Origin of the sequence: Actinomycetospora cinnamomea (assembly GCF_003096675.1) — a bacterium.
GTDB lineage: Bacteria > Actinomycetota > Actinomycetes > Mycobacteriales > Pseudonocardiaceae > Actinomycetospora > Actinomycetospora cinnamomea.
In genome coordinates this window covers 38,115-58,739 of the sequence record NZ_QEKW01000003.1, presented here as the reverse complement: position 1 = coordinate 58,739, position 20,625 = coordinate 38,115, and the positions used below count along the sequence as shown (strand labels likewise).

Sequence of the window (20,625 nt, the reverse complement as noted above, 5' to 3'; positions counted from 1 at the left end):
CGCCCGCGACGCACGCCTCTCGACGGCGGTGCGCGGGCCGCCGCGGGCCTACGCTCCGGCAGGGTGCCGATCGCCCGTCCCACCCGCGTCGAGGCGCTGCTCGCCCTCGCGGTCGCCGCCCTCGTGGCGATCGCGGTGCTCACCGATCCCGGCCCGGCGAGCCGGGTCGGGCTCGCCGCCGCGTTCGCCGTCGTGCTCGCGGGGTCGCTGCTGCTCGCCCGGCAGTGGCCGCTGCCGGTCCTCCTAACGACCTCGGTGGCCCTCGCGCTGTACTACGTGCTCGACCTGCCCGCGATGGGGCTCGCGGCGCCGGTGGCGCCCGCGCTCTACCTCGCCGCCGAGCGCGGGCGGGCCCTCGCGGCGGCGGCCATCGGAGCGGTGCTGCTCGCCGTCTCGGTCACGGCCCGGCTCGTCGAGGGCGACGACCTCGCCGTCGTCCTCGGCGCCGGCCTCGGCTCGGAGGCGGCGCTCGTGGCCGCGGCGGTCGCGCTCGGGGACGCGGTGCGCAACCGCCGCTCGCTGCGGGCGGAGTACGCCCGGCGCGCCGCCGCGGCCGACGAGGAGCGCCGGCGTGAGGCCGCCGCGCAGGTCGAGGCCGAGCGGGTGCGCATCGCGCGGGAGCTGCACGACACGTTGGGCCACGCGATGTCGGTCGTCGCGGTGCAGTCCGCGGCGGCGCAGGAGGCGCTCGACGACGGGGACGGGCCCGCCGCCCGCACCGCGCTCGCCGCGATCCGGACCGCCGGCGCCGGGGCGATGACCGAGCTGCGCGCCACCGTCGGCACCCTGCGCCGGCAGGCGGAGCGCGGACCCGCGCCGGGACTCGACGGGCTCGCCGCGCTCGCCGAGCGGGTCACCGGCGGCGGCCTGCCGGTCGACCTGCACGTCGAGGGCGAGGTGGACGGCCTGCCCGTGGTCACCGGCGCCACCGCGTACCGGATCGTGCAGGAGGCGCTGACCAACACCCTGCGGCACGCCCACGCCGGCCGGGCCACCGTCACGGTGTGCGCCGACGCCGCCGGGCTCACCCTGGACGTCGTCGACGACGGGCGCGGGCCCGCACCGGGGCCGGCGGGCGCCCGGCACGGGCTGCGGGGCATGACCGAGCGCGTCGAGCTGCTCGGGGGCGCGCTCGACGCCGGCACGACGCGGGACGGCGGCTACCGCGTCCACGCCCACCTCCCGGTGCGCCGGAGCCGGCCGTGAGCGAGGTGCGGGTGGTGCTCGTGGACGACCAGCACCTCGTGCGCACCGGCCTGCGGGCCCTGCTCGAGCGCGCGCCCGACCTCGCGGTCGTCGGGGAGGCCGGGGACGGCGCGACGGGGCTGGCCGTCGTGCGGACCGAGCGGCCGGACGTGGTGCTGATGGACGTTCGCATGCCCGGCACCGACGGTCTGCGGGCCACCCGCGCGATCGTGGCCGACCCGGCCCTCGCCGGCGTGCACGTGGTCGTGCTGACCACCTTCGACGACGACGAGTACCTCTTCGACGCGATCCGCGCGGGCGCGGCAGGCTTCCTGCTCAAGGACACCGGGCCCGAGGCCCTGCGGGAGGCCGTGCGCACGGTGGCGCGCGGCGACGCGCTGCTCTCCCCGTCCGTGACCCGCCGGGTGCTCGCCGCGGCGGCCCGGACGCCGGCCCCGGACACGGCCCGGGTCGCCGGGCTCACGCCCCGGGAGCGGGACGTTCTGGCGCAGGTCGGCACCGGACGGTCGAACGCGGAGATCGGTGCCGCGCTGCACCTGAGCCCCGACACGGCGCGGACGTACGTCAGCCGGCTGCTGACCAAGCTCGGGGCCCGGGACCGGGCCCAACTCGTGGTCGCGGCCTACGAGAGCGGGCTGGTCCGGCCCGGGGACCGCTGAGCCCGCCCCTCGCCGAGCGCGGCCACCGAGGACACGGTCCACGACGGCGGGGAACCGTGGGACGCGGTGGGGCCGGCCGGGCCTCGCGGCGACATGGCCGAGAGCGGTGCGAGCGACACCGGCCGCGCGGGCGGCGCGTCGTGGGTCTCGGGGTGCTCGCCGGGGTCGGGCGAGGCGGGGTCGGGGGAGGCGGGGCCGGGGGAGGCGGGGTCGGGGGAGGCGGGCGCGGTCGGCTCGACCTCCCAGCTCCCGTTCACCGGGCGACGCTGGAGGGTCGGGCCCGCGGTGAGGGCCTCGACCTCGACCTGGCGCAGGCGGCGGCGGGCCCGCTCGACGTGGCGGGCGGCGCCCCGGACGACGACCGCCACCACCAGCCGGTCGCCGTGCGGGTCGGGCACGGCGTGCAGGAGGTGGTGGCGGCCGTCGCCGGTGTCGACGGTGAGCTCGGCGCGGGGCCCGGTGTCGTCGGCCGTGCCGAGGGCGTCCGACGCGCGGACGAGGTCGGCGTGGCCCGCCCCGAGGAGCTCGAGGTCGGCGAGGGAGGGGTCGTCGGCGTAGCCGTCGAGGATCAGCCCGCTCCCGACGTCGACGAGGGTGGCGGCGAGGATGCGCCGGTCGTCGAGCAGCGGCTTGAGCACCGCCGACAGCCCGTCCGACCGCACGCACGTCAGGTGGCGATGACGCCCCACCCTCGCCGCCCCCGTCCGTTCCTCGTCGTCAGCGGCGCCCGACCTGCTGGTAGTAGCCCTGGTCCTGCGGCGGGACGGCCGGGGCCGAGGACGGGTCGTCGAGGTAGAAGCGCTGGCCGATCATCCGCAGGTCGCGCCGCGCCATGGCGAGGTTGGCCTGCTGGCGGTTGAGCACCAGGTAGAAGAACAGCTTGTCGTCGCCGTTCGAGTAGATCGGCCGGATGAGGTGGTACTGCGTGTCGAGCGTGATGAGGATGTCCTCGATCGTCTCGCGCAGCCCCAGCTTCTGCATCACGTCGAACTTCGCGCGCACGACCTCGCTGTTGCCGGGGGCGGCCACGTCGAGGTCGAACTCGGCGCTGCCGCCGCGCGAGCCGAGGGTCATGCCGCTGTCGTAGTCGACGATCGCCACGGCGAACGCGCCCTTGATGTTCGCGGCCTGGTTGAGGGCGTACTCGATGTCGCTCACTGATTCCTCCGTGTCGGGGTCGCTCCGGGGGAGCGGGTGGGGAGTGCGGGGCGACCGGCGACGGCCGTCACGCGGTCGGTCCGAGACGCAGCAGGCCGGCGAGCACGCGGCGCAACGTCTCCGGGTCGGTGCGCCAGCGCTGGGTGAGGACCCCGGCACTGTCGCGCATCGTCGTGGGTAGCCGTGCGGGCTCGGCCGGCGGCTGGGGCCGGGCGGCTACGACGGCGGCGGGACCCGCCGGCGCGCGGGGCGCGGGCAGGGCGGGCACGGCGACCGGGACGGCCGTCGTGCGCCCGGCCGGCGGTCGGGCCCACGGGGCGGGCGCCGGCGACGCTGCCGGCGGGCTCGCCCGGGACGGTGGTGCGGCCGGGACCGACGGCACGGCCGGGACGGCCGGGGTCGCCGCCGGGGTCCGCCGGGGGAACGGGACGCCGACCGGACCACTGCTCGACCGGACGGCGGGGGACGGGTCGGGGGCCGGCGTGGCCCCGGCCGGGGCGGCGGTGGTGATCGCGGCGAGCCGCCGCCGTGCCAGGGCGAGGTTGCCCTCGTCGCGGCGCACGCGCAGGTAGACCCACGGACCGTCCGCGACGCCGCCGACCGCGCGCACCAGGTGGTACGCGACGTCGGTGGTGACGATGAGGTCCTCGAGGGTCCGGCCCCGGTCGGTCGCGACCGCTCCGGCCCGGTGGCCCCAGGCGAGCACCGCTGCGGTGGCGCCACCCTCGTCGGCCCCGATCTCGGCGAGCACACGCCCACCGGACGCGTCGAGGAGGCACGCGTGGGCGAGACCCGGCAGGTCGCGGACCGGCGCCAGCCGTTCCGCACCCGGCGACGGGGTCGCCGGGTCCGCGGGAGCCCCCGGTCGTGCGGCCTCCTTGATCACGGAACCCTTTCGCTCGCCTCTCGATGCGGTCACGAGCCTACACCCGCGTTATCACGCACAGCGATCGGCCGGACGCTGGCACCCCACCGATCGGGGACGGACCGTATCGTCCGGACAAAGAATGATGACGCTACGCCGATCGGCGGCGGGATCGCCGGTCAGGTGGAGGCGTGGGCACCAGTCGAGCGAACCGGCTCCGAGGGCGACGGTCCTCGACGCCGGGCGCCTCGCCCGCGGCAGCTGCGCAGGAGGGACACCGGCTCGCCGGGGGCGCGGCGAGGGAGGAGGCCCAGACGGTGGCCCGGCACATCGCCTCGTAGCGCCCGTCGCCGCCCTGGGCCGCCAGGAACGCGGCGTCCGACACGGCGTGGTCGGTGCCGTCGACGGCGCACGTCAGCCACAGCGGGCGGCCGGGACCGGCGCGCCTCACGACGAGGACCGCGCGTCGCCGAGCAGGTCGTCGTACGCGCCCCGCTTGATGTCGGCGAGGAACGACGACAGCTCGGCGACGGAGAAGACCAACGCCGGACCCTCCGGGAACCGCGAGTTGCGCACCGCGACGCCCTGGGCGGGCACGGGGGCGAGCTCGACGCAGTTGCCCTGCTTGCCCGAGCGCGCGCTCTTGCGCCACGTCACGTCGGGGAGGGCGACGCGTGCGTTCGGGACCTGGCCCATGCGACCGCCTCGCTCATCTGCACGTGCATCCGGTGGGTGCAGACCGGACAGTAGCAACGGATCCTTGCGGATGCACGTGCACGCGGCGGGTGCCGTCCGGGCGGATTCAGCGCTCGGCGGCGAGCTTGGTGAGGTACTGGCGCGTCTCGTCCGGGGTCAGCGCGTCGACGGCCACGCGGTCCATCACGCGGCTGTACGCCTCGACCTCGCTGCGCTTGTCCAGGTAGGCCGCGGCCGTGAGGTGCTCCTGGTAGACGAGGTCGGGCAGCTCGGGCTCGGCGAAGCGCAGGATCGAGAACGAGCTCTCGGCGGCGTAGCCGGACATCGTGAACGGCAGGACCTGGATGACGACGTTGGGCAGCGCGGCCAGCTCGAGCAGGTGCTCCACCTGCGCGACGAGCGCCGAGGGACCCCCGATGGGCCGGTGCAACACGGACTCGTCGAGGATCGCCCAGAACGTCGGCGCGTCGCGGCGGCCCAGGGTCTGCTGGCGGCGCATGCGCACCTGGAGGCGCCGCTCGTCGTCCGGCGTCGCGCGGTCGGGGTGGCCCGAGGTGATGACCGCGCGCGCGTAGTCCTCGGTCTGCAGCAGGCCCGGCACGAACAGCAGCTCGTAGGTCTGGATGCGCGAGGCGCTCATCTCCAGGCCGACGTAGTCCTCGAACCAGGCGGGCAGGACGTCGCCGTACGGCTGCCACCAGCCCGGCTCGTTGCTGCGCCTGGTCATGTCGAGCAACAGCTCGCGCTCGTCGGCCGCGGTGACGCCGTACATCGTCAGCAGGTCGGAGACGTCGCGCTCCTTGAAGCCGACCTTGCCGGCCTCGAGGCGGCTCATCTTCGAGTCGGACCCGCGGATCGACCACGCGGCCTCGGAGCGGGCGACACCGGCGCGCTCGCGCAGGCGGCGCAGCTGCGCGCCCAGGATGATCCGGCGCGCGGTGGGCCCGGTGCCCTCCGGCTCGCCCTGTTCCCACTCGGCCACGGTGGTCCGCTCCCCGCTGTCGGGTCCCCGGACGGCCGTCCCACGGTCCCCACGTGCCCCGGGCGTGCCGCCGAGCACGAGACGTTACACGCCGGGCGCAGCGCGTGTCCGCTCCTCGCCCCGGGACCGCCCGCGCGCCGTTACCCTCCTAGGGTGAGCGCCCGTTCGCGATCGCACGCCTGATGGGAAGCCGATGACCGCTGCGCATTCCTCGTCCCGTTCGGGGTCCGCACCCAGTTTCATCGACACGACGAAGGCGAGCATCGCGCGCGTCTACGACACGGCGCTGGGCGGCAAGGACAACTACCCCGCCGACCGCGAGGTCGTCGAGAAGCTGCGCCAGGTCGCGCCGGAGATCGAGCAGTTCACCGTCGACCACCGCGCCTTCCTCGTGCGGGCGGTCCGGTTCCTCGCCGGCGAGGCCGGCATCGACCAGTTCCTCGACCTCGGCTCCGGGCTGCCCACCGCGGAGAACACCCACCAGGCGGCGCAGCGCCTGCGCCCGGAGGCCCGGGTCGTCTACGTCGACAACGACCCGACGGTCGTCGCGCACGGGCGAGCCCTCCTCGAGGAGAACGACCGGACGTTCTTCTCCCCGGGCGACCTCACGAACCCCCGCGAGGTGCTCGAGGACCCCGTGGTCACCCGCAACCTCGACTTCGCGCGGCCGATCGCGCTGCTGCAGCTCGGAACGCTGCACCACTACGACGAGACCGGGCTGTCCTGCACCGAGATCATGAAGCAGTACGTCGACGCCCTGCCCTCGGGCAGCTACGTCGCGCTGAGCCACTTCCTCGACCCGCAGGACGAGGACAGCGTCGTGGCCCGGCGCATGGAGGACGTCTTCCTGCACAGCCCGCTGGGCACCGGCCGGTTCCGCACCCGCGAGCAGATCCTCGCGATGATGCCGGGCCTGGATCTGGTGGACCCCGGCCTCGAGCTGTGCGTGAAGTGGTGGCCGGACGGCCCTCAGCTCAAGCCCCTCGTCGCCGCCCAGCGCTGCATCGCCGGCGTGGTGGGCCGCAAGCCCTGAGGCCGGCCCGGTGAGCGCGTCCGACCGCGAGCGCTGGGACGCCCGCTTCGCCGACGGCCGCCTCGCCGAGCCCGCCCCGCCCGACGCGCTGGTCGGTCGGGAGCACCTGCTGCCCGCCGCCGGGCGTGCCCTCGACGTCGCCTGCGGGCGGGGCGAGGTCGCGGTGTGGCTCGCCGCGCGCGGTCTCGCCGTCGACGCCGTCGACGTGTCCCCGGTGGGGCTCGCCGCGGGCCGGGCCCGGCCGGGCGGCGAGGCGGTCCGGTGGATCGAGGCCGACCTCGCCGAGGGGCTGCCGGTCGCCGGGCCCTACGACGTCGTGGTCTGCCAGCGCTTCCGCGACCCTCGCCTGTACCCGGCCCTGACCGCCGCGCTCGCCCCGGGTGGATTGCTGGTGGTGACGGTGTTGAGCGGCTCCGGGGGCCCGTTCCGGGCGCCACCGGGCGAGCTCCTCGCGGCGTTCGGCCACCTCGCGGTGCTCCACCAGGAGGAGTCCGGCGGGCGAGCGAGCCTCGTCGCCCGCGCCGCCGCGGGGGACCACGGGCGCTGAGGTCCCCGACGAGGATGGTGTCGGCCGGGGCACCGGGGCGATACTCGTCCGGGCCCGTCGTGGGGCCGACCGGGTGACGAGGCCGAGGAGGCGCCGGGCGTGGGGCAGCTGTTCATCGACGGAGCGTGGACCTCGGCGGTCGACGGAGGACGTCGGGAGATCCGGTCTCCCGCCGACGGGAGCCTCGTCGCGGAGGTCGACGAGGCCGGGGCGAAGGACACCGAGAAGGCGATCGCCGCGGCGCGCCGCGCGTTCGACGACGCCCGGTGGTCCTCGGTGCCCGCGGCGCAGCGGGGTGACCTGCTCCTGCGCGTGGCCGACCTGCTCCAGCGCGACCGCGACCGCATCGCCCGCGCCGAGACCCGCGACACCGGCAAGCGGGTCGCCGAGAGCGAGATCGACGTCGACGACGTCACGAACTGTTTCCGCTGGTTCGGCCACCTCGCGGCCGCCGACGACGGCCGGCTGGTGGAGACCGGCATCCCGACCGCGCGCAGCAAGGTCGTCCACGAGCCGGTCGGCGTGTGCGGCCTGATCACGCCGTGGAACTACCCGCTGCTCCAGACCGCGTGGAAGGTGGCCCCGGCGCTGGGCGCGGGCTGCAGCTTCGTGCTCAAGCCCAGCGAGCTGACCCCGCACACGGCGATCATCCTCGTCGAGCTGCTGGCCGAGGCCGGCGTGCCCGACGGCGTCGCCAACCTCGTGCTCGGTGCCGGCGCGAGCGCGGGCGCGCCGCTGTCCAGCCACCCGGACGTCGACATGGTCAGCTTCACCGGCGGGCTGGTGACCGGACGGCGGATCATGGAGTCGGCGTCGGCGACCGTGAAGAAGGTGGCCCTGGAGCTGGGCGGCAAGAACCCGTTCGTGCTCTTCGCCGACGCCGACCACGAGACCGCGGTGGACAACGCGCTCACCGCGATCTTCCTGCACTCCGGACAGGTGTGCTCCGCGGGCGCGCGGCTCGTGGTCGAGGAGTCCGCGCACGACCGGATCGTCGACGACCTCGTCGAGCGGGCGCAGCGGATCCGCCTCGGCGGGCCCGACGACCCCGACACCGAGACCGGTCCGCTCATCTCCGCCGCGCACCGGGAGAAGGTCGAGGCGTACGTGGCCGCGGGCGTCGCGGAGGGCGCGGTGCTGCGCTGCGGCGGCGAGCGCCCCACCGACGAGCGCCTCGCGAACGGCTACTACTACCCGCCGACGATCCTCGACCACTGCAACCAGGACATGTCGGTGGTCCACGACGAGTCGTTCGGCCCGGTGCTCACCGTCGAGACGTTCACCGACCTCGACGACGCGGTGCGGATCGCCAACGACACCGAGTACGGCCTGGCGGGTGCTGTGTTCTCCGCCGACCACGGCACGTGCGAGGAGGTCGCGGCCCGCCTGCGCCACGGCACGATCTGGATCAACGACTTCGGGCCCTACGTCCCGGCCGCCGAGTGGGGCGGCTTCGGCCACTCCGGCGTCGGGCGCGAGCTCGGGCGCGCCGGCCTGGCCGAGTACCAGGAGCCGAAGCACATCTGGACCAACACCCGGCCGGGACCGACCGGGTGGTTCCCCTCGTCGACCAGCCGGTCGACCCCGGGGAGCGGTTCGTGAGCGCGCCGCCGACGACATCGACGCCCGCGCAGACCAAGGAGGACTTGTGACCGAGCAGACCTGGGACTACGTCATCGTCGGAGGTGGCTCGGCCGGTTCCGCCCTGGGCAACCGGCTCAGCGCCGACCCCGGAACGAAGGTCCTCGTCCTCGAGGCGGGCCGCACCGACTTCATCGTCGACCCGTTCATCCACATGCCCGCCGCCCTGCCCTACCCGATCGGCAACCGGCTCTACGACTGGAAGTACGAGTCCGAGCCCGAGCCGTACATGGGCGGCCGGCGCGTCTACCACGCTCGCGGCAAGGTGCTGGGCGGTTCCAGCTCGATCAACGGCATGATCTTCCAGCGCGGCAACCCGATGGACCTCCAGCGCTGGGCGCAGGACGAAGGCATGGCGAGCTGGGACTACGCCCACTGCCTGCCGTACTTCAAGCGCATGGAGACCTGCCTCGCCGGCGCCGACGCCTGGCGGGGCGGCTCGGGCCCGCTCGTCCTCGAGCGCGGACCGGCCGACACCCCGCTGTTCGGCGCGTTCTTCGAGGCGGTGCAGGAGGCCGGCTATCCGTTGACCGACGACGTCAACGGTTACCGCCAGGAGGGCTTCGCGAAGTTCGACCGCAACGTGCACCGTGCCCGCAGGCTCAGCGCGGCCCGGGCCTACCTGCACCCGGTGAAGAACCGCAAGAACCTGACGATCGAGACCCTGGCCACGGTCACCGGCCTGACGACCCGGGGCAGCCGGGTCACCGGGGTGGACTACCTCCGCGGCGGCAGGCTGCACCGGCACGCGGCGGCGCGCGAGGTCGTCCTGTGCGGGGGCGCGTTCGGATCCCCGCAGCTGCTGCAGCTCGCCGGTATCGGCAACGCCGCGGAGCTGCAACAGCTCGGCATCGGCGTCGTCGCCGACCTCCCCGTGGGGGAGAACCTGCAGGACCACCTCGAGGTCTACATCCAGCACGCCAGCAAGCAGCCGGTCTCGATCGCCCCCTGGCTCAAGCGGCGGCACATGCCGCGCATCGGCCTGGAGTGGTTGGCGCGCACGGGCGTCGGGGCCAGCAACCACTTCGAGGCCGGCGGATTCATCCGCAGCAACGACCGGGTCGCGTGGCCCAACGAGATGTTCCACTTCCTGCCCATCGCGATCCGCTACGACGGTTCGCAGCCGGCCGCCGAGCACGGCTACCAGGTGCACATCGGGCCGATGTTCTCCGACGTGCGCGGCACGGTGAAGATCAGGAGCACCGATCCGCGGCAGCATCCCGAGATCCGGTTCAACTACCTGTCGACCGAGAACGACCGGCGCGAGTGGATCGAGATGGTCCGGGCCGCGCGCAACATCCTCGAACAGCCGGCGTTCGCGCCGTTCAGTGCCGGGGAGATCTCGCCCGGGCCGTCGGTGGAGACCGACGACGAGATCCTCGACTGGGTCGCCCGCGACGCCGAGACCGCGCTGCACCCCTCGTGCACCGCGAAGATGGGCGTCGGACGGGACAGCGTCGTCGACCCGGGCAGCATGCGGGTGCACGGCGTCGACGGCGTCCGGGTGGTGGACGCCTCGGTGTTCCCCTACGTCACCAACGGCAACATCTACGCCCCGGTGATGATGGTCGCCGAGAAGGCCGCCGACCTGATCATGGGCAACACCCCGCTGGCTCCGCTCGACGTGCCGTACTACCGGGCCGGCGAGGGCATGCCCCTCTACCCCCCGGGCGACCCGCGCAACGACGCGTGGGACGCCACCACCGACCCGCCCAGCGCGGCCCGGGCGGTCCCGGCGCCCGCCCGCACCGGGGGCGGCGACCCGGCGCTCGCCCGGCCCGCGGAGGTCCGGGGCGAACCCGCGATGACCGGCGACGCCCGCGCCGGGTTCACCCCGAGCGACGGCTGACGGCCGGCATGGTCCCCGGGTCCACCGGGGATTCCGGGGACCATGACCGGCACCGTGATCCTCGACGTCGACGGCACGCTCGTCGACACCAACTACCACCACGCGCTCGCGTGGTACCGCGCGTTCCGCCGCTACGACGTCACGATCCCGGTGTGGACGATCCACCGTCACATCGGCATGGGCGGCGACCAGCTCGTCGGTGCCGTCGCCGGGGAGGACGTGGACGCCCGCCACGGCGACGACATCCGCGCGGCCTGGACCGAGGAGGCCGACGCCATGCTCGACGAGATCAGCGCGCTGCCGGGCGCCCACGCCCTGCTCGAGGCGGTCAAGGACGCCGGGTTCACGCTGGTCATGGCGAGCTCGGGCAAGCCGCACCACGTCGAGCGCTACGCCGAGCTGATCGAGGCCGGCGAGCTCGCCGACGCCTGGGTGAGCTCCGGCGACGTCGAGCAGACCAAGCCCGCGCCCGACCTGCTGCAGGTCGCCATGGAGCGGGTCGGCGCCGAGGCCGCGGTGGTCGTCGGCGACTCCGTGTGGGACTGCCGGGCCGCCGCCCGCCTCGGGCTGCCGTCGGTGGCCGTGCGCACCGGCGGCTTCTCGAACGAGGAGCTCCGCGAGGCCGGCGCGACGTCGGTCTACTCGTCGGTCGACGAGCTCACCGCGGACGTCCCCTCGCTGAAGCCTCAGGAGCCACAGGCCTGATCCCCGTCGGGTGCGCTCGCCGTGCGACGCCACCGACCCCCGCACCGTGGCGCGGCGAGGAGGTCACGACGCCGCGCGCTCGGCCTCGGAGCTCCAGTCGCCGCGGTTGGCGGCACCGGTGAGCCGCAGGCGCGTGGCGAACGCGTCCTGGGCCGCGGCCACGTTCTCCTCGGCCCCCGCCCACACCGCCATCGGGCGGCCCTGCAGCGCGCGGGCGTAGGAGAAGCTGATCGTCCACGGCTGGGGGCCCCGGCGGGCGATCGCGTCGAGGTTGGCGTTGGCCTGGGCGTCGTCCTGGCCGCCGGAGAGGAACACGATGCCCGGCACCGCGGCCGGAATGGTGCGCCGCAGCACCTCGACGGTGCGGTCGGCGACCTCGTCGGGTCCGGCCTGGTCGGCGCCCGCGTAGCCGGAGACCACCATGTTCGTCTTCACCAGCACGCCCTCGAGCGCGACGCGCTGGCGGCGCAGGTGCTCGACCGTCGCGGCCAGGACCTGCTCGGTGACCTCGGCGGAGCGGTCGATCCCGTGGTCGCCGTCCATGATCGACTCCGGTTCCACGATCGGCACCAGCCCGGCCTCCTGCGCCAGCGCGGCGTAGCGGGCCTGGGCGTGCGCGTTGACCTCGATCGCCGTCGGGGTGGGCAGCGCCTCCGACACGCTGATGACCGAGCGCCACTTCGCGAACCGCAGACCGAGCGCGGCGTACTCGGCGAAGCGCTCGCGGAGCCCGTCGAGACCCTCGGTGACCTTCTCGCCCGGGAAGCCCGCGAGGTCCTTGGCACCCGCGTCGACCTTGATGCCCGGCACAATCCCGCGCCGGCGCAGCGTCTCGACCATGCCGGTCCCGTCGAGCGCGTCCTGACGCACGGTCTCGTCGTAGAGGATCACCCCGCCGAGGCGCTGCTCGACGTCCTTCGTCGTGAACAGCAGGTCGCGGAAGCGCCGCCGGTTCTCCTCGGTGGACTCCACCCCCACGGCCTCGAGGCGCTTGGTGATCGTGCCGGTGCTCTCGTCGGCCGCGAGGATGCCCTTGCCGTCGGCGAGGATCTCGCGCGCGGTCTCCTGCAGGGTGGACAGCGTCGTCATCGTCCTCTCCTTCCGTCACGGCGAGGATTGACCGCGACGACGCCCGCCATGCCCCGGCGGCGGACGACGGCGGGTTGGCGGGCTGGTTCCGTGAGGCCCCCCGAAAGCAGCGAACGCGCTGTTCGCTGCCTCTAGCGCAGCGAACAGCGCGTTCGTCCCGAAACCCGGGAGCCCGCTCAGCCCAGCATCTTGCGCAGGACGTACGGCAGGATGCCGCCGTTGCGGTAGTACGCCGCCTCGCCCGGGGTGTCGATGCGCAGGCGCGCGTCGAACTCGATCGCGTCCCCGGACTCGGGCGTCGCCGTGACGTGCACGGTGTCGGGCACGTCGCCGTCGTTCAGCGCCGTCACCCCGCTGATCGCGAAGGTCTCGGTGCCGGTGAGGCCGAGCGAGTCGGCGTTCTGGCCCTCCGGGAACTGCAGCGGCAGCACGCCCATGCCGACGAGGTTGGAGCGGTGGATGCGCTCGTAGCTCTCGGCGACGACCGCGCGGACCCCGAGCAGCGTCGTGCCCTTGGCCGCCCAGTCACGCGACGAGCCCGAGCCGTACTCCTTGCCCGCGAGCACGACCAGCGGCGTCCCCGCCTCGGCGTAGTGCTGCGCGGCGTCGTAGACGTACGCCTGCTCGCCGCCCTGGGTGTAGTCGGCGGTGTAGCCGCCCTGCGGCAGCTCGCCGCCGTCCCCGGTGGGCAGCAGGTTGCGCAGCCGGATGTTGGCGAACGTCCCGCGGATCATCACCTCGTGGTTGCCGCGGCGCGAGCCGTAGGAGTTGAAGTCCTTGCGCTCGACCCCGTGCGCCTTGAGGTACTGCCCGGCGGGCGAGTCCTCCTTGATGGACCCGGCGGGGGAGATGTGGTCGGTGGTCACCGAGTCGCCCAGCTTGAGCAGCACCCGTGCCCCGTCGATGTCGGTGACCTCGCCGGGCTCGCGCGACATGCCCTCGAAGTACGGGGGCTTGCGCACGTAGGTGGAGTCCTCGTCCCAGGTGAAGGTCTCGCCCTCGGGGGTGGGCAGCGAGGTCCAGCGCTCGTCACCGGCGAAGACGTCGGCGTAGCCCTGGGTGAACTGCTCGGGCGAGAGCGCCGACGCGATGACCTCACCGATCTCCTGCGGCGAGGGCCAGATGTCCTCCAGCAGCACCGGGTTGCCCTCGGTGTCGTGGCCGAGGGGCTCCGTCGTGAGGTCGAGGTCCATCGTCCCGGCCAGCGCGTAGGCCACCACGAGCGGCGGGCTCGCCAGGTAGTTCATCTTCACGTCGGGGTTGATGCGGCCCTCGAAGTTGCGGTTGCCCGAGAGCACCGCGGTGACCGCGAGGTCGTTGTCGCTGACCGCCGCGGAGACCTCCTCGATGAGCGGGCCCGAGTTGCCGATGCAGGTGGTGCAGCCGTACCCGACGAGGTTGAAGCCGAGCTTCTCCAGGTAGGGCAGCAGGCCCGAGCGCTCGTAGTAGTCCATGACCACCTTCGAGCCCGGGGCCAGCGACGTCTTCACCCACGGACGACGCTGGAGGCCCTTCTCGACGGCGTTGCGGGCCAGCAGCGCCGCGCCGACCATCACCGACGGGTTCGAGGTGTTGGTGCACGACGTGATCGCGGCGATGGTGACCGCGCCGTGGTCGAGCTCGAGCTGGGTGCCGTCGGCCAGCGTCACCGGGACCGGGTTGCTGGGGCGGCCGTTCGGGTCGACCGGCGCCCGGTGGACCGGGCGGTCCTCCTCCCTCGACTCCGTCTCCGACGTGGGGTCGGAGGCGGGGAAGGTCTCGGCCACGGCCTCGTCGGTCTGGCCCTCGGTGCCCTCGGAGCCGTCGGCGTAGTCCGGCAGCGCCTGGCGGAACGACTGCTTGGCCTCGTCGAGCCGGATGCGGTCCTGCGGGCGCTTCGGCCCGGCGATCGACGGGACGACCGTCGAGAGGTCCAGCGAGAGCGTCTCGGAGTAGTCCGGCTCGTGCGACGGGTCGTGCCAGAGGCCCTGCTCCTTGCAGTAGGCCTCGACCAGCGCGACCTGCTCGTCGTCGCGGCCGGTAAAGCGCAGGTACTCCAGCGTCTCGTCGTCGATCGGGAAGATCGCGCAGGTGGAGCCGAACTCCGGGCTCATGTTGCCGATCGTGGCGCGGTTGGCCAGCGGCACGGCGCCGACGCCCTCGCCGTAGAACTCGACGAACTTCCCGACGACGCCGTGCTCGCGCAGCATCTCGGTGATGGTCAGCACGAGGTCGGTGGCAGTGGCGCCGGGGGGCAGCTCGCCGGTCAGCTGGAAGCCGACGACCTTGGGGATGAGCATCGACACCGGCTGGCCCAGCATGGCCGCCTCGGCCTCGATGCCGCCGACGCCCCAGCCCAGCACGCCGAGGCCGTTGACCATCGTGGTGTGCGAGTCGGTGCCGACGAGCGTGTCGGGGTACGCCTGGCCGTTGCGCGTCATGACGACCCGGGCCAGGTGCTCGATGTTGACCTGGTGGACGATGCCTGTGCCCGGCGGGACGACCTTGAACTCGTCGAACGCGGTCTGGCCCCAGCGCAGGAACTTGTAGCGCTCCTCGTTGCGCTGGTACTCGAGCTCGACGTTGCGCTCGAAGGCGTCCGGGGTGCCGAAGAGGTCGGCGACCACCGAGTGGTCGATGACGAGCTCGGCCGGCGCGAGCGGGTTGACGTTCTGGGCGTCGCCCCCGAGCTCCGTGACGGCCTCGCGCATCGTCGCGAGGTCGACGATGCAGGGCACGCCGGTGAAGTCCTGCATGACCACGCGGCCGGGCACGTACTGGATCTCGGTGTCAGGCTCGGCGGTGGGGTCCCAGTCGGCGAGCGCCCGGATGCCGGCCTCGGTGGTGACGAGGCCGTCCTCGGTGCGGAGCAGGTTCTCCAGCAGCACCTTGAGGCTGAACGGCAGGCGCTGCGAGCCCTCGACCGCCGACAACCGGAAGATCTCGTACGACCGGCCGCCGACCTCGAGGGTGCCCCGGGCACCGAACGAGTCGACGCTCTCCGTCGATCCGCCGTCGGACTGGTCTGGCGAGCTCACGGCCACGTTCCTCCTTGTTCCTCACGGGCGCGGCGGGTGGGTGGCGCTCGTCCGCGCTCCGGGGTCGGTGGGTCCCGGCGGCGTCGCCGGGCGGCCCCTCCGGGTTCCCGCGCCGCGGCGGGTCCGAACGGGACGCCTCGAGGTGGTGGTCCGCTGTGTCGACGACGCTCGACCCGGGGGTCGGTCCGGAGTCTCGCGCACCCGCCCGGGCGGCGCACTCCCGACCCGTCCCAGTCTAGGCCGCGACCTGCGGCGGGGCGGCCCACGCGCGCCACGGGCGAGCGTGATCACGCCACCCACCCGGGCGATGCGCACCACACCAGCGCGTGTCGGTCCGCACCCGGGGCGTCACCGCCGTCCAGGGTGCACGGGCCCGCCACGAGCCCGACGGAGGAGGACGGCGTGCCCGCCCTGCGCACCCCCGCGGTCCTGGTCGGCCTCCTCCTCTCGCTGCTGCTCACCGCACCCGCCGCACCCGCCGCGCTCGCCGGACCGGCGACGCCGGTGCCGCCGACGCCGCCCCCGTCCCCGGATCCCGCCACCGACCGGGCCGGGGAGGCGGGTTCGCTGGTGGCCCGCATCGCCTCCGCACGCGCCGCGCTGGACGCCCTCACCGAGGACCTCGGCGAGCGCCAGGAACTCGCCAACCGCGCCCTCGCCGACGACACCGCCGCCCGGCAGCGCGCGGACGAGGCCCGCCGCGCCGCCGAGGAGAGCCGGCGGGGCGCCGACGCGGCCGTGGCCGCCGCCGAGCGCGCCCGGGCCGACGTCGACGCGTGGATCACCGCGTGGTTCCAGCAGGCCGACGTCCTCGGCCCGCTCTCGGTGCTCTCCGGTGCGGCGGGCCCCGACGACGTCGCGGCGCGGGCGCACCTGCGTGAGGTCGTGACGGCCGACCAGCGGGAGGCGCTCGAGCGGGCCGAGCTGGCGCGGATCGAGGCGGCCAACGCCGACTCCCGGGCCCGGGCCGCCCGGGAGGAGGCCGACACGGCCGCCGCCCGCGCCGCGGAGGCCCGCGCAGCCGCGGACGCCGAGCTGGCGCGGGTGCGCACGGACACCGACGCCCAGTCCGCGCGGCTGCGCGAGCTCGGCGCGGAACGCGACGCCGCCGAGGCGCGCCTGGCCGAGCTCGAGGCCGCCGACCCGGCACTCGCGGCCCAGCGGGAGCGCGCCGAGGCGTTCGACGAGGCCGCGAGCGCCCGCGAGGCGGCCCGCGACGAGCGAATCCGGCTCGCCGCGACGACACCGGACGCCGCGGAGGACCCGCTGGCCGCCGCCGGCGTCGACACGACCGGGATGAGCGACGAGGTCCGCACCGTCCTCGAACGGGCCCTCTCGCAGCTCGGCGTCGTCTACGCCTGGGGCGGCGGCGACGCCGAGGGTCCGACCCTGGGCATCCGTGACGGGGGCGTGGCCGACAGCTTCGGCGACTTCGCGAAGACCGGGTTCGACTGCTCCGGGCTGATGATCTACGCGTTCGCCGCCGCCGGGAAGGACCTGCCGCACTACAGCGGCTACCAGGCCGAGGCGGGGCCGCGGGTGCCGCTGGCGGAGCGACGTCCCGGCGACCTGCTGTTCTGGGCCGAGGACGACGGGGCGGGCGCGGTGCACCACGTCGCGCTCTACCTGGGCAGGGTGAACGGCGAGGACCAGATGGTCGAGGCCCCCGAGTCGGGGAAGACCGTCCGGATCACGTCCCTGCGGCTGGACGACGAGATCGTCCCGACCGTGACCCGGCTGCTCTGACCACCCGGGACCGTGCCGACCGAGGCGTTCACGGCACCCTCACCGGCCGTCCCGTTGCCTGGACGCGTGGCGGGTACCGTGCCGCCCCGGACGCCCACGTCCGGTGGGGACCGTGGGACAGCGACTGCCACCGGCGGACGCCGGGGCGATCGGGGAGGGACGCGGGGTGACCGATCAGCCCGGGGAGACGCAGCGTCCGAGGGAGCACGCCGACCGAGGAGCTCGAGCGTTCGACCAGGAGACGCAGCAGGCCACGCCGGCGCACGACGCCGAGCAGCTCGAGCGCACCGTGCTCGAGGTCAAGCGCGTCATCGTCGGCCAGGACCGGCTCGTCGAGCGGATGCTCGTCGGGTTGCTGGCCAAGGGCCACCTCCTGCTCGAGGGTGTGCCCGGGGTGGCGAAGACGCTCGCGGTGGAGACGTTCGCGCGCGTCGTGGGCGGATCGTTCGCCCGTATCCAGTTCACCCCCGACCTCGTGCCCGCGGACATCCTCGGCACGCGGATCTACCGCCAGGGCCGCGAGGAGTTCGACGTCGAGCTCGGGCCGGTCGTCTCGAACTTCGTGCTGGCCGACGAGATCAACCGTGCGCCGGCGAAGGTGCAGTCGGCGATGCTCGAGGTGATGGCCGAGCGCCACGTCTCCATCGGCGGCGAGACGCATCCGATGCCCGACCCGTTCCTCGTGCTCGCCACGCAGAACCCGATCGAGAACGAGGGTGTCTACCCGCTGCCCGAGGCGCAGCGCGACCGCTTCCTGTTCAAGATCCTCGTCGAGTACCCGACGGCCGACGAGGAGCGCGAGATCGTCTACCGGATGGGCGTGAGCCCGCCCTCGCCGCACCGCGTGCTCGACCCCGGCGAGCTGCGCCGGCTCCAGGACGTCGCGGCGCAGGTGTTCGTGCACCACGCGCTCGTCGACTACGTCGTGCGCCTCGTCGTGGCCACGCGTGCGCCCGCCGAGCACGGCATGACCGATGTGGGCGGCTGGGTGGCCTACGGCGCCTCGCCGCGCGCGTCGCTGGGGATCATCGCGGGCGCCCGCGCGCTCGCCCTGGTCCGCGGGCGCGACTACGTGCTGCCCCAGGACGTCGTGGACATCGCCCCGGACGTGCTGCGCCACCGCCTCGTGCTCTCGTACGACGCGCTGGCCGACGGCGTCCCGGTCGACCACGTCGTGACGCGCGTGCTGCAGACCGTCCCGCTGCCCCAGGTGTCGGCGCGCCCGGTCGGCATGGGCCCCGCCCCGGTGCCGGCGGCGGGACGATGATCCCGGACCCGTGACACAGCACGACGACACACCGGCGGCGCGGGTGCCCAACCCCGGGCCGCGACCTCCGGCTGCGCCCCCGGCGACGACGCCGGCCGGCGAGGTGCGTCCGGAGTGGGCGCCGCCGCCGACCTCGCCGGCGCCGGTGACCGCGGGGGACGTCTCGGGCGAGCGGGCCCAGGCCCGCCTGGCGGCCTCGCTGCGCACCCTGGAGCTCACGGTCCGCCGCCGCCTCGACGGGCTGCTGCAGGGCAACCACCTCGGTCTCGTGCCGGGCCCCGGCACCGAGCCGGGGGAGCCGCGGCCCTACCAGCCCGGCGACGACGTGCGCCGCATGGACTGGGCGGTCACCGCGCGCACCACCGAGCCGCACATCCGCGAGACCATCGCCGACCGCGAGCTCGAGACGCAGCTCGTCGTCGACCTCTCGCCGAGCCTCGACTTCGGCACCGCGGCCTGCGAGAAGCGCGACCTCGTGGTCGCGGCGTGCGCGGCGGTCGTCCACCTCACCCGCGGCGGGGGCAACCGCGTCGGCGCCGTGGTCGCCACCGGCGCGCGGACCGAGCGCCTGCCCGCGCGCGGCGGGGAGACCGCGGCGCGCGAGCTGCTGCGCCGGATCGCCGGCACCCCGCCGGCCCCGGAGGGCACGCGCGGCGACCTGCCCGGGGCGCTCGAGGCGCTGCGTCGCCCGCCGCGACGGCGCGGGTTGGTGGTCGTGGTGTCCGACTTCCTCGGCGACGTGGACTGGGAGCGCGCGTTGCGGGCACTGCGGGCCCGTCACGACCTGCTGGCGGTCGAGGTGGTCGACCCCCGCGACGAGGAGCTGCCCGACGTGGGCACGGTGGTGCTCGCCGACCCCGAGACGGGGCACCGCCGCGAGGTGACCACGACGGCGACGCTGCGCCGGCGCTTCGCCGCCGAGGCCGCCGCGCACCGGGCCCGGGTCGCCGCGGCGCTGCGCGGGGCCGGCGCGGCGCACCTCGTCCTGCGCACCGACCGCGACTGGGTCGCCGACGTCGTGCGCTTCGCCGTCGCCCGCAAGCGCGGCTGGTCGGGCGGGGCCACCACGGGGCGGGTGCCGACGCCCGCTCCCGGGGCCGCGACATCTCCCGGGGCGTCTCCCGATGCCGGGATCGAGCTCCGTTCCGCGGCGTCCCCCGGCCCGTTCGGGAGGGCGTGATCGTGTTCGCGCACCCCTGGTGGTTCCTGCTGCTGCTGGTCGTCGCCGCGCTGGCGGTCGGTTACTGGTGGATCAACCGCCGCCGCCAGCGCTACACGATGCGCTTCACCAACCTCGCGCTGCTCGAACGCGTCGCCCCGCGGGGCCCGGGGCGCTGGCGCCACGTGCCGATGGTGCTCGTGCTCGTCGCGCTGGTGCTCATGACGATCGCCCTGGCCGGACCCCAGGGCACCGCGCAGGTGCCGCGCAACCGGGCGACGGTCATGCTCACCATCGACGTCTCGCTCTCGATGCGCGCCACCGACGTCGAGCCCTCGCGGCTGCAGGTGGCCCAGACCGCCGCCTCGGCGTTCGCCGACCAGCTGCCGGCGGGCATCAACCTCGGCCTGTCGTCCTTCGCCGCCACGCCGAGCACGCTGGTCACGCCCACCACGGACCGGCAGGCGGTCAAGAACGCGATCGGCAGCCTGCAGCTCGCCGAGTCCACGGGCACCGGCGACGCGATCCGCGCGAGCCTCGCCGCGATCCGGGCGTTCGGCGCCCAGGTCCGGGGCCCCGAGGGCCCGCCGCCGGCGCGGATCATCCTGCTCTCCGACGGCAAGCAGACCACCCCGACCACCGACCCCGCCGACGACCGCGGCGCCTATCCCGCGGCCGCCGAGGCCAAGGCCGCCGGCGTGCCCATCTCGGCGATCTCGTTCGGCACGGAGTACGGAGAGATCGAGATCGACGGCCGGCCGGTCTCGGTGGCGGTCGCCGACGACCAGATGCGTGAGATCGCCCAGCTCTCCGGCGGCGACTTCCGCCGCGCGTCCAACGAGCTGGACCTGCGCGAAACCTACGCGACGCTCGCCGAGCAGGTCGGCTACGAGGAGCGCACGGTCGACCTCTCGGGGCGCTGGTTCCTCGCCGCGACGATCCTCGTGCTGCTCGGCGCCGGGACCGCGATCGTCACGGGCCAGCGTTTGCCCTAGCGGGCGTGTGC

Annotated in this window: 17 protein-coding genes and 1 pseudogene; 11 read left to right on the top strand and 7 right to left on the bottom strand. The window is 74.7% G+C overall.

Features of this window, described 5'->3' with window-relative positions:
- The first annotated feature begins 63 nt into the window (after positions 1-63).
- Positions 64-1,206 carry a sensor histidine kinase gene (locus C8D89_RS07245; protein WP_116707452.1) on the top strand — a complete coding sequence of 381 codons (1,143 nt, stop codon included), beginning with the start codon at positions 64-66 and terminating at the stop codon, positions 1,204-1,206.
- Positions 1,203-1,865 (top strand): response regulator, encoded by a 663-nt coding sequence (locus C8D89_RS07240; protein WP_116707451.1) that lies wholly within the window; start codon positions 1,203-1,205, stop codon positions 1,863-1,865. Before C8D89_RS07245 ends, C8D89_RS07240 begins: the two co-directional genes overlap by 4 nt.
- Here the strand turns inward: C8D89_RS07240 and C8D89_RS07235 are convergent.
- The 5 genes from C8D89_RS07235 to C8D89_RS07210 form a co-directional block, all read right to left on the bottom strand.
- Positions 1,829-2,527, bottom strand: a complete 699-nt coding sequence (locus C8D89_RS07235; RefSeq protein WP_116707450.1) for a hypothetical protein — start codon at positions 2,525-2,527, stop codon at positions 1,829-1,831. The two genes, C8D89_RS07240 and C8D89_RS07235, sit on opposite strands and share 37 nt — an antisense overlap.
- Positions 2,528-2,582: 55 nt before the next feature.
- On the bottom strand, positions 2,583-3,023 hold the full coding sequence (locus C8D89_RS07230) for a hypothetical protein (RefSeq protein WP_116707449.1): 441 nt from the start codon (positions 3,021-3,023) through the stop codon (positions 2,583-2,585).
- A gap of 67 nt (positions 3,024-3,090) precedes the next feature.
- Positions 3,091-3,909 carry a hypothetical protein gene (locus C8D89_RS07225; protein WP_116707448.1) on the bottom strand — a complete coding sequence of 273 codons (819 nt, stop codon included), beginning with the start codon at positions 3,907-3,909 and terminating at the stop codon, positions 3,091-3,093.
- A 426-nt stretch (positions 3,910-4,335) separates the two neighbouring features.
- On the bottom strand, positions 4,336-4,584 hold the full coding sequence (locus C8D89_RS07215; protein ID WP_116707446.1) for a DUF397 domain-containing protein: 249 nt from the start codon (positions 4,582-4,584) through the stop codon (positions 4,336-4,338).
- 106 nt (positions 4,585-4,690) lie between these two features.
- Complete coding sequence (locus C8D89_RS07210) at positions 4,691-5,566, bottom strand: helix-turn-helix domain-containing protein (protein ID WP_116707775.1); 876 nt, start codon at positions 5,564-5,566, stop codon at positions 4,691-4,693.
- 193 nt (positions 5,567-5,759) lie between these two features.
- Here C8D89_RS07210 and C8D89_RS07205 point away from each other — a divergent pair, with 193 nt between their 5' ends.
- From C8D89_RS07205 to C8D89_RS07185, 5 genes and pseudogenes are all read left to right on the top strand, one after another.
- On the top strand, positions 5,760-6,599 hold the full coding sequence (locus tag C8D89_RS07205) for an SAM-dependent methyltransferase (RefSeq protein WP_116707445.1): 840 nt from the start codon (positions 5,760-5,762) through the stop codon (positions 6,597-6,599).
- Between the two features lie 10 nt (positions 6,600-6,609).
- Positions 6,610-7,146, top strand: a complete 537-nt coding sequence (locus C8D89_RS07200; protein ID WP_116707444.1) for a class I SAM-dependent methyltransferase — start codon at positions 6,610-6,612, stop codon at positions 7,144-7,146.
- Between the two features lie 99 nt (positions 7,147-7,245).
- Positions 7,246-8,748 (top strand): aldehyde dehydrogenase family protein, encoded by a 1,503-nt coding sequence (locus C8D89_RS07195; RefSeq protein ID WP_116707443.1) that lies wholly within the window; start codon positions 7,246-7,248, stop codon positions 8,746-8,748.
- A 46-nt stretch (positions 8,749-8,794) separates the two neighbouring features.
- A pseudogene (gene betA, locus C8D89_RS07190) lies at positions 8,795-10,435 on the top strand (choline dehydrogenase); the annotation flags it as partial.
- Between the two features lie 243 nt (positions 10,436-10,678).
- Positions 10,679-11,341 carry an HAD family hydrolase gene (locus C8D89_RS07185; RefSeq protein WP_116707441.1) on the top strand — a complete coding sequence of 221 codons (663 nt, stop codon included), beginning with the start codon at positions 10,679-10,681 and terminating at the stop codon, positions 11,339-11,341.
- A gap of 63 nt (positions 11,342-11,404) precedes the next feature.
- Here C8D89_RS07185 and C8D89_RS07180 read toward each other — a convergent pair whose 3' ends face one another.
- Together C8D89_RS07180 and C8D89_RS07175 are read right to left on the bottom strand one after the other, a co-directional pair.
- Positions 11,405-12,430, bottom strand: a complete 1,026-nt coding sequence (locus C8D89_RS07180; protein ID WP_116707440.1) for a class I fructose-bisphosphate aldolase — start codon at positions 12,428-12,430, stop codon at positions 11,405-11,407.
- Positions 12,431-12,606: 176 nt separating this feature from the next.
- Positions 12,607-15,447 carry an aconitate hydratase gene (locus C8D89_RS07175; protein WP_116707439.1) on the bottom strand — a complete coding sequence of 947 codons (2,841 nt, stop codon included), beginning with the start codon at positions 15,445-15,447 and terminating at the stop codon, positions 12,607-12,609.
- Between the two features lie 402 nt (positions 15,448-15,849).
- Between C8D89_RS07175 and C8D89_RS29700 the strand changes: the two genes are divergently transcribed.
- The 4 genes from C8D89_RS29700 (at position 15,850) to C8D89_RS07155 (ending at position 20,614) form a co-directional block, all read left to right on the top strand.
- Positions 15,850-17,193 carry an NlpC/P60 family protein gene (locus C8D89_RS29700; protein WP_207787113.1) on the top strand — a complete coding sequence of 448 codons (1,344 nt, stop codon included), beginning with the start codon at positions 15,850-15,852 and terminating at the stop codon, positions 17,191-17,193.
- A 166-nt stretch (positions 17,194-17,359) separates the two neighbouring features.
- Complete coding sequence (locus C8D89_RS07165; protein ID WP_279323359.1) at positions 17,360-18,460, top strand: AAA family ATPase; 1,101 nt, start codon at positions 17,360-17,362, stop codon at positions 18,458-18,460.
- Between the two features lie 103 nt (positions 18,461-18,563).
- Positions 18,564-19,640 (top strand): DUF58 domain-containing protein, encoded by a 1,077-nt coding sequence (locus C8D89_RS07160; protein ID WP_423716858.1) that lies wholly within the window; start codon positions 18,564-18,566, stop codon positions 19,638-19,640.
- Complete coding sequence (locus C8D89_RS07155; protein ID WP_165825609.1) at positions 19,640-20,614, top strand: VWA domain-containing protein; 975 nt, start codon at positions 19,640-19,642, stop codon at positions 20,612-20,614. The genes C8D89_RS07160 and C8D89_RS07155 overlap by 1 nt, the downstream gene beginning before the upstream one ends.
- The last annotated feature ends 11 nt before the right edge of the window (positions 20,615-20,625 follow it).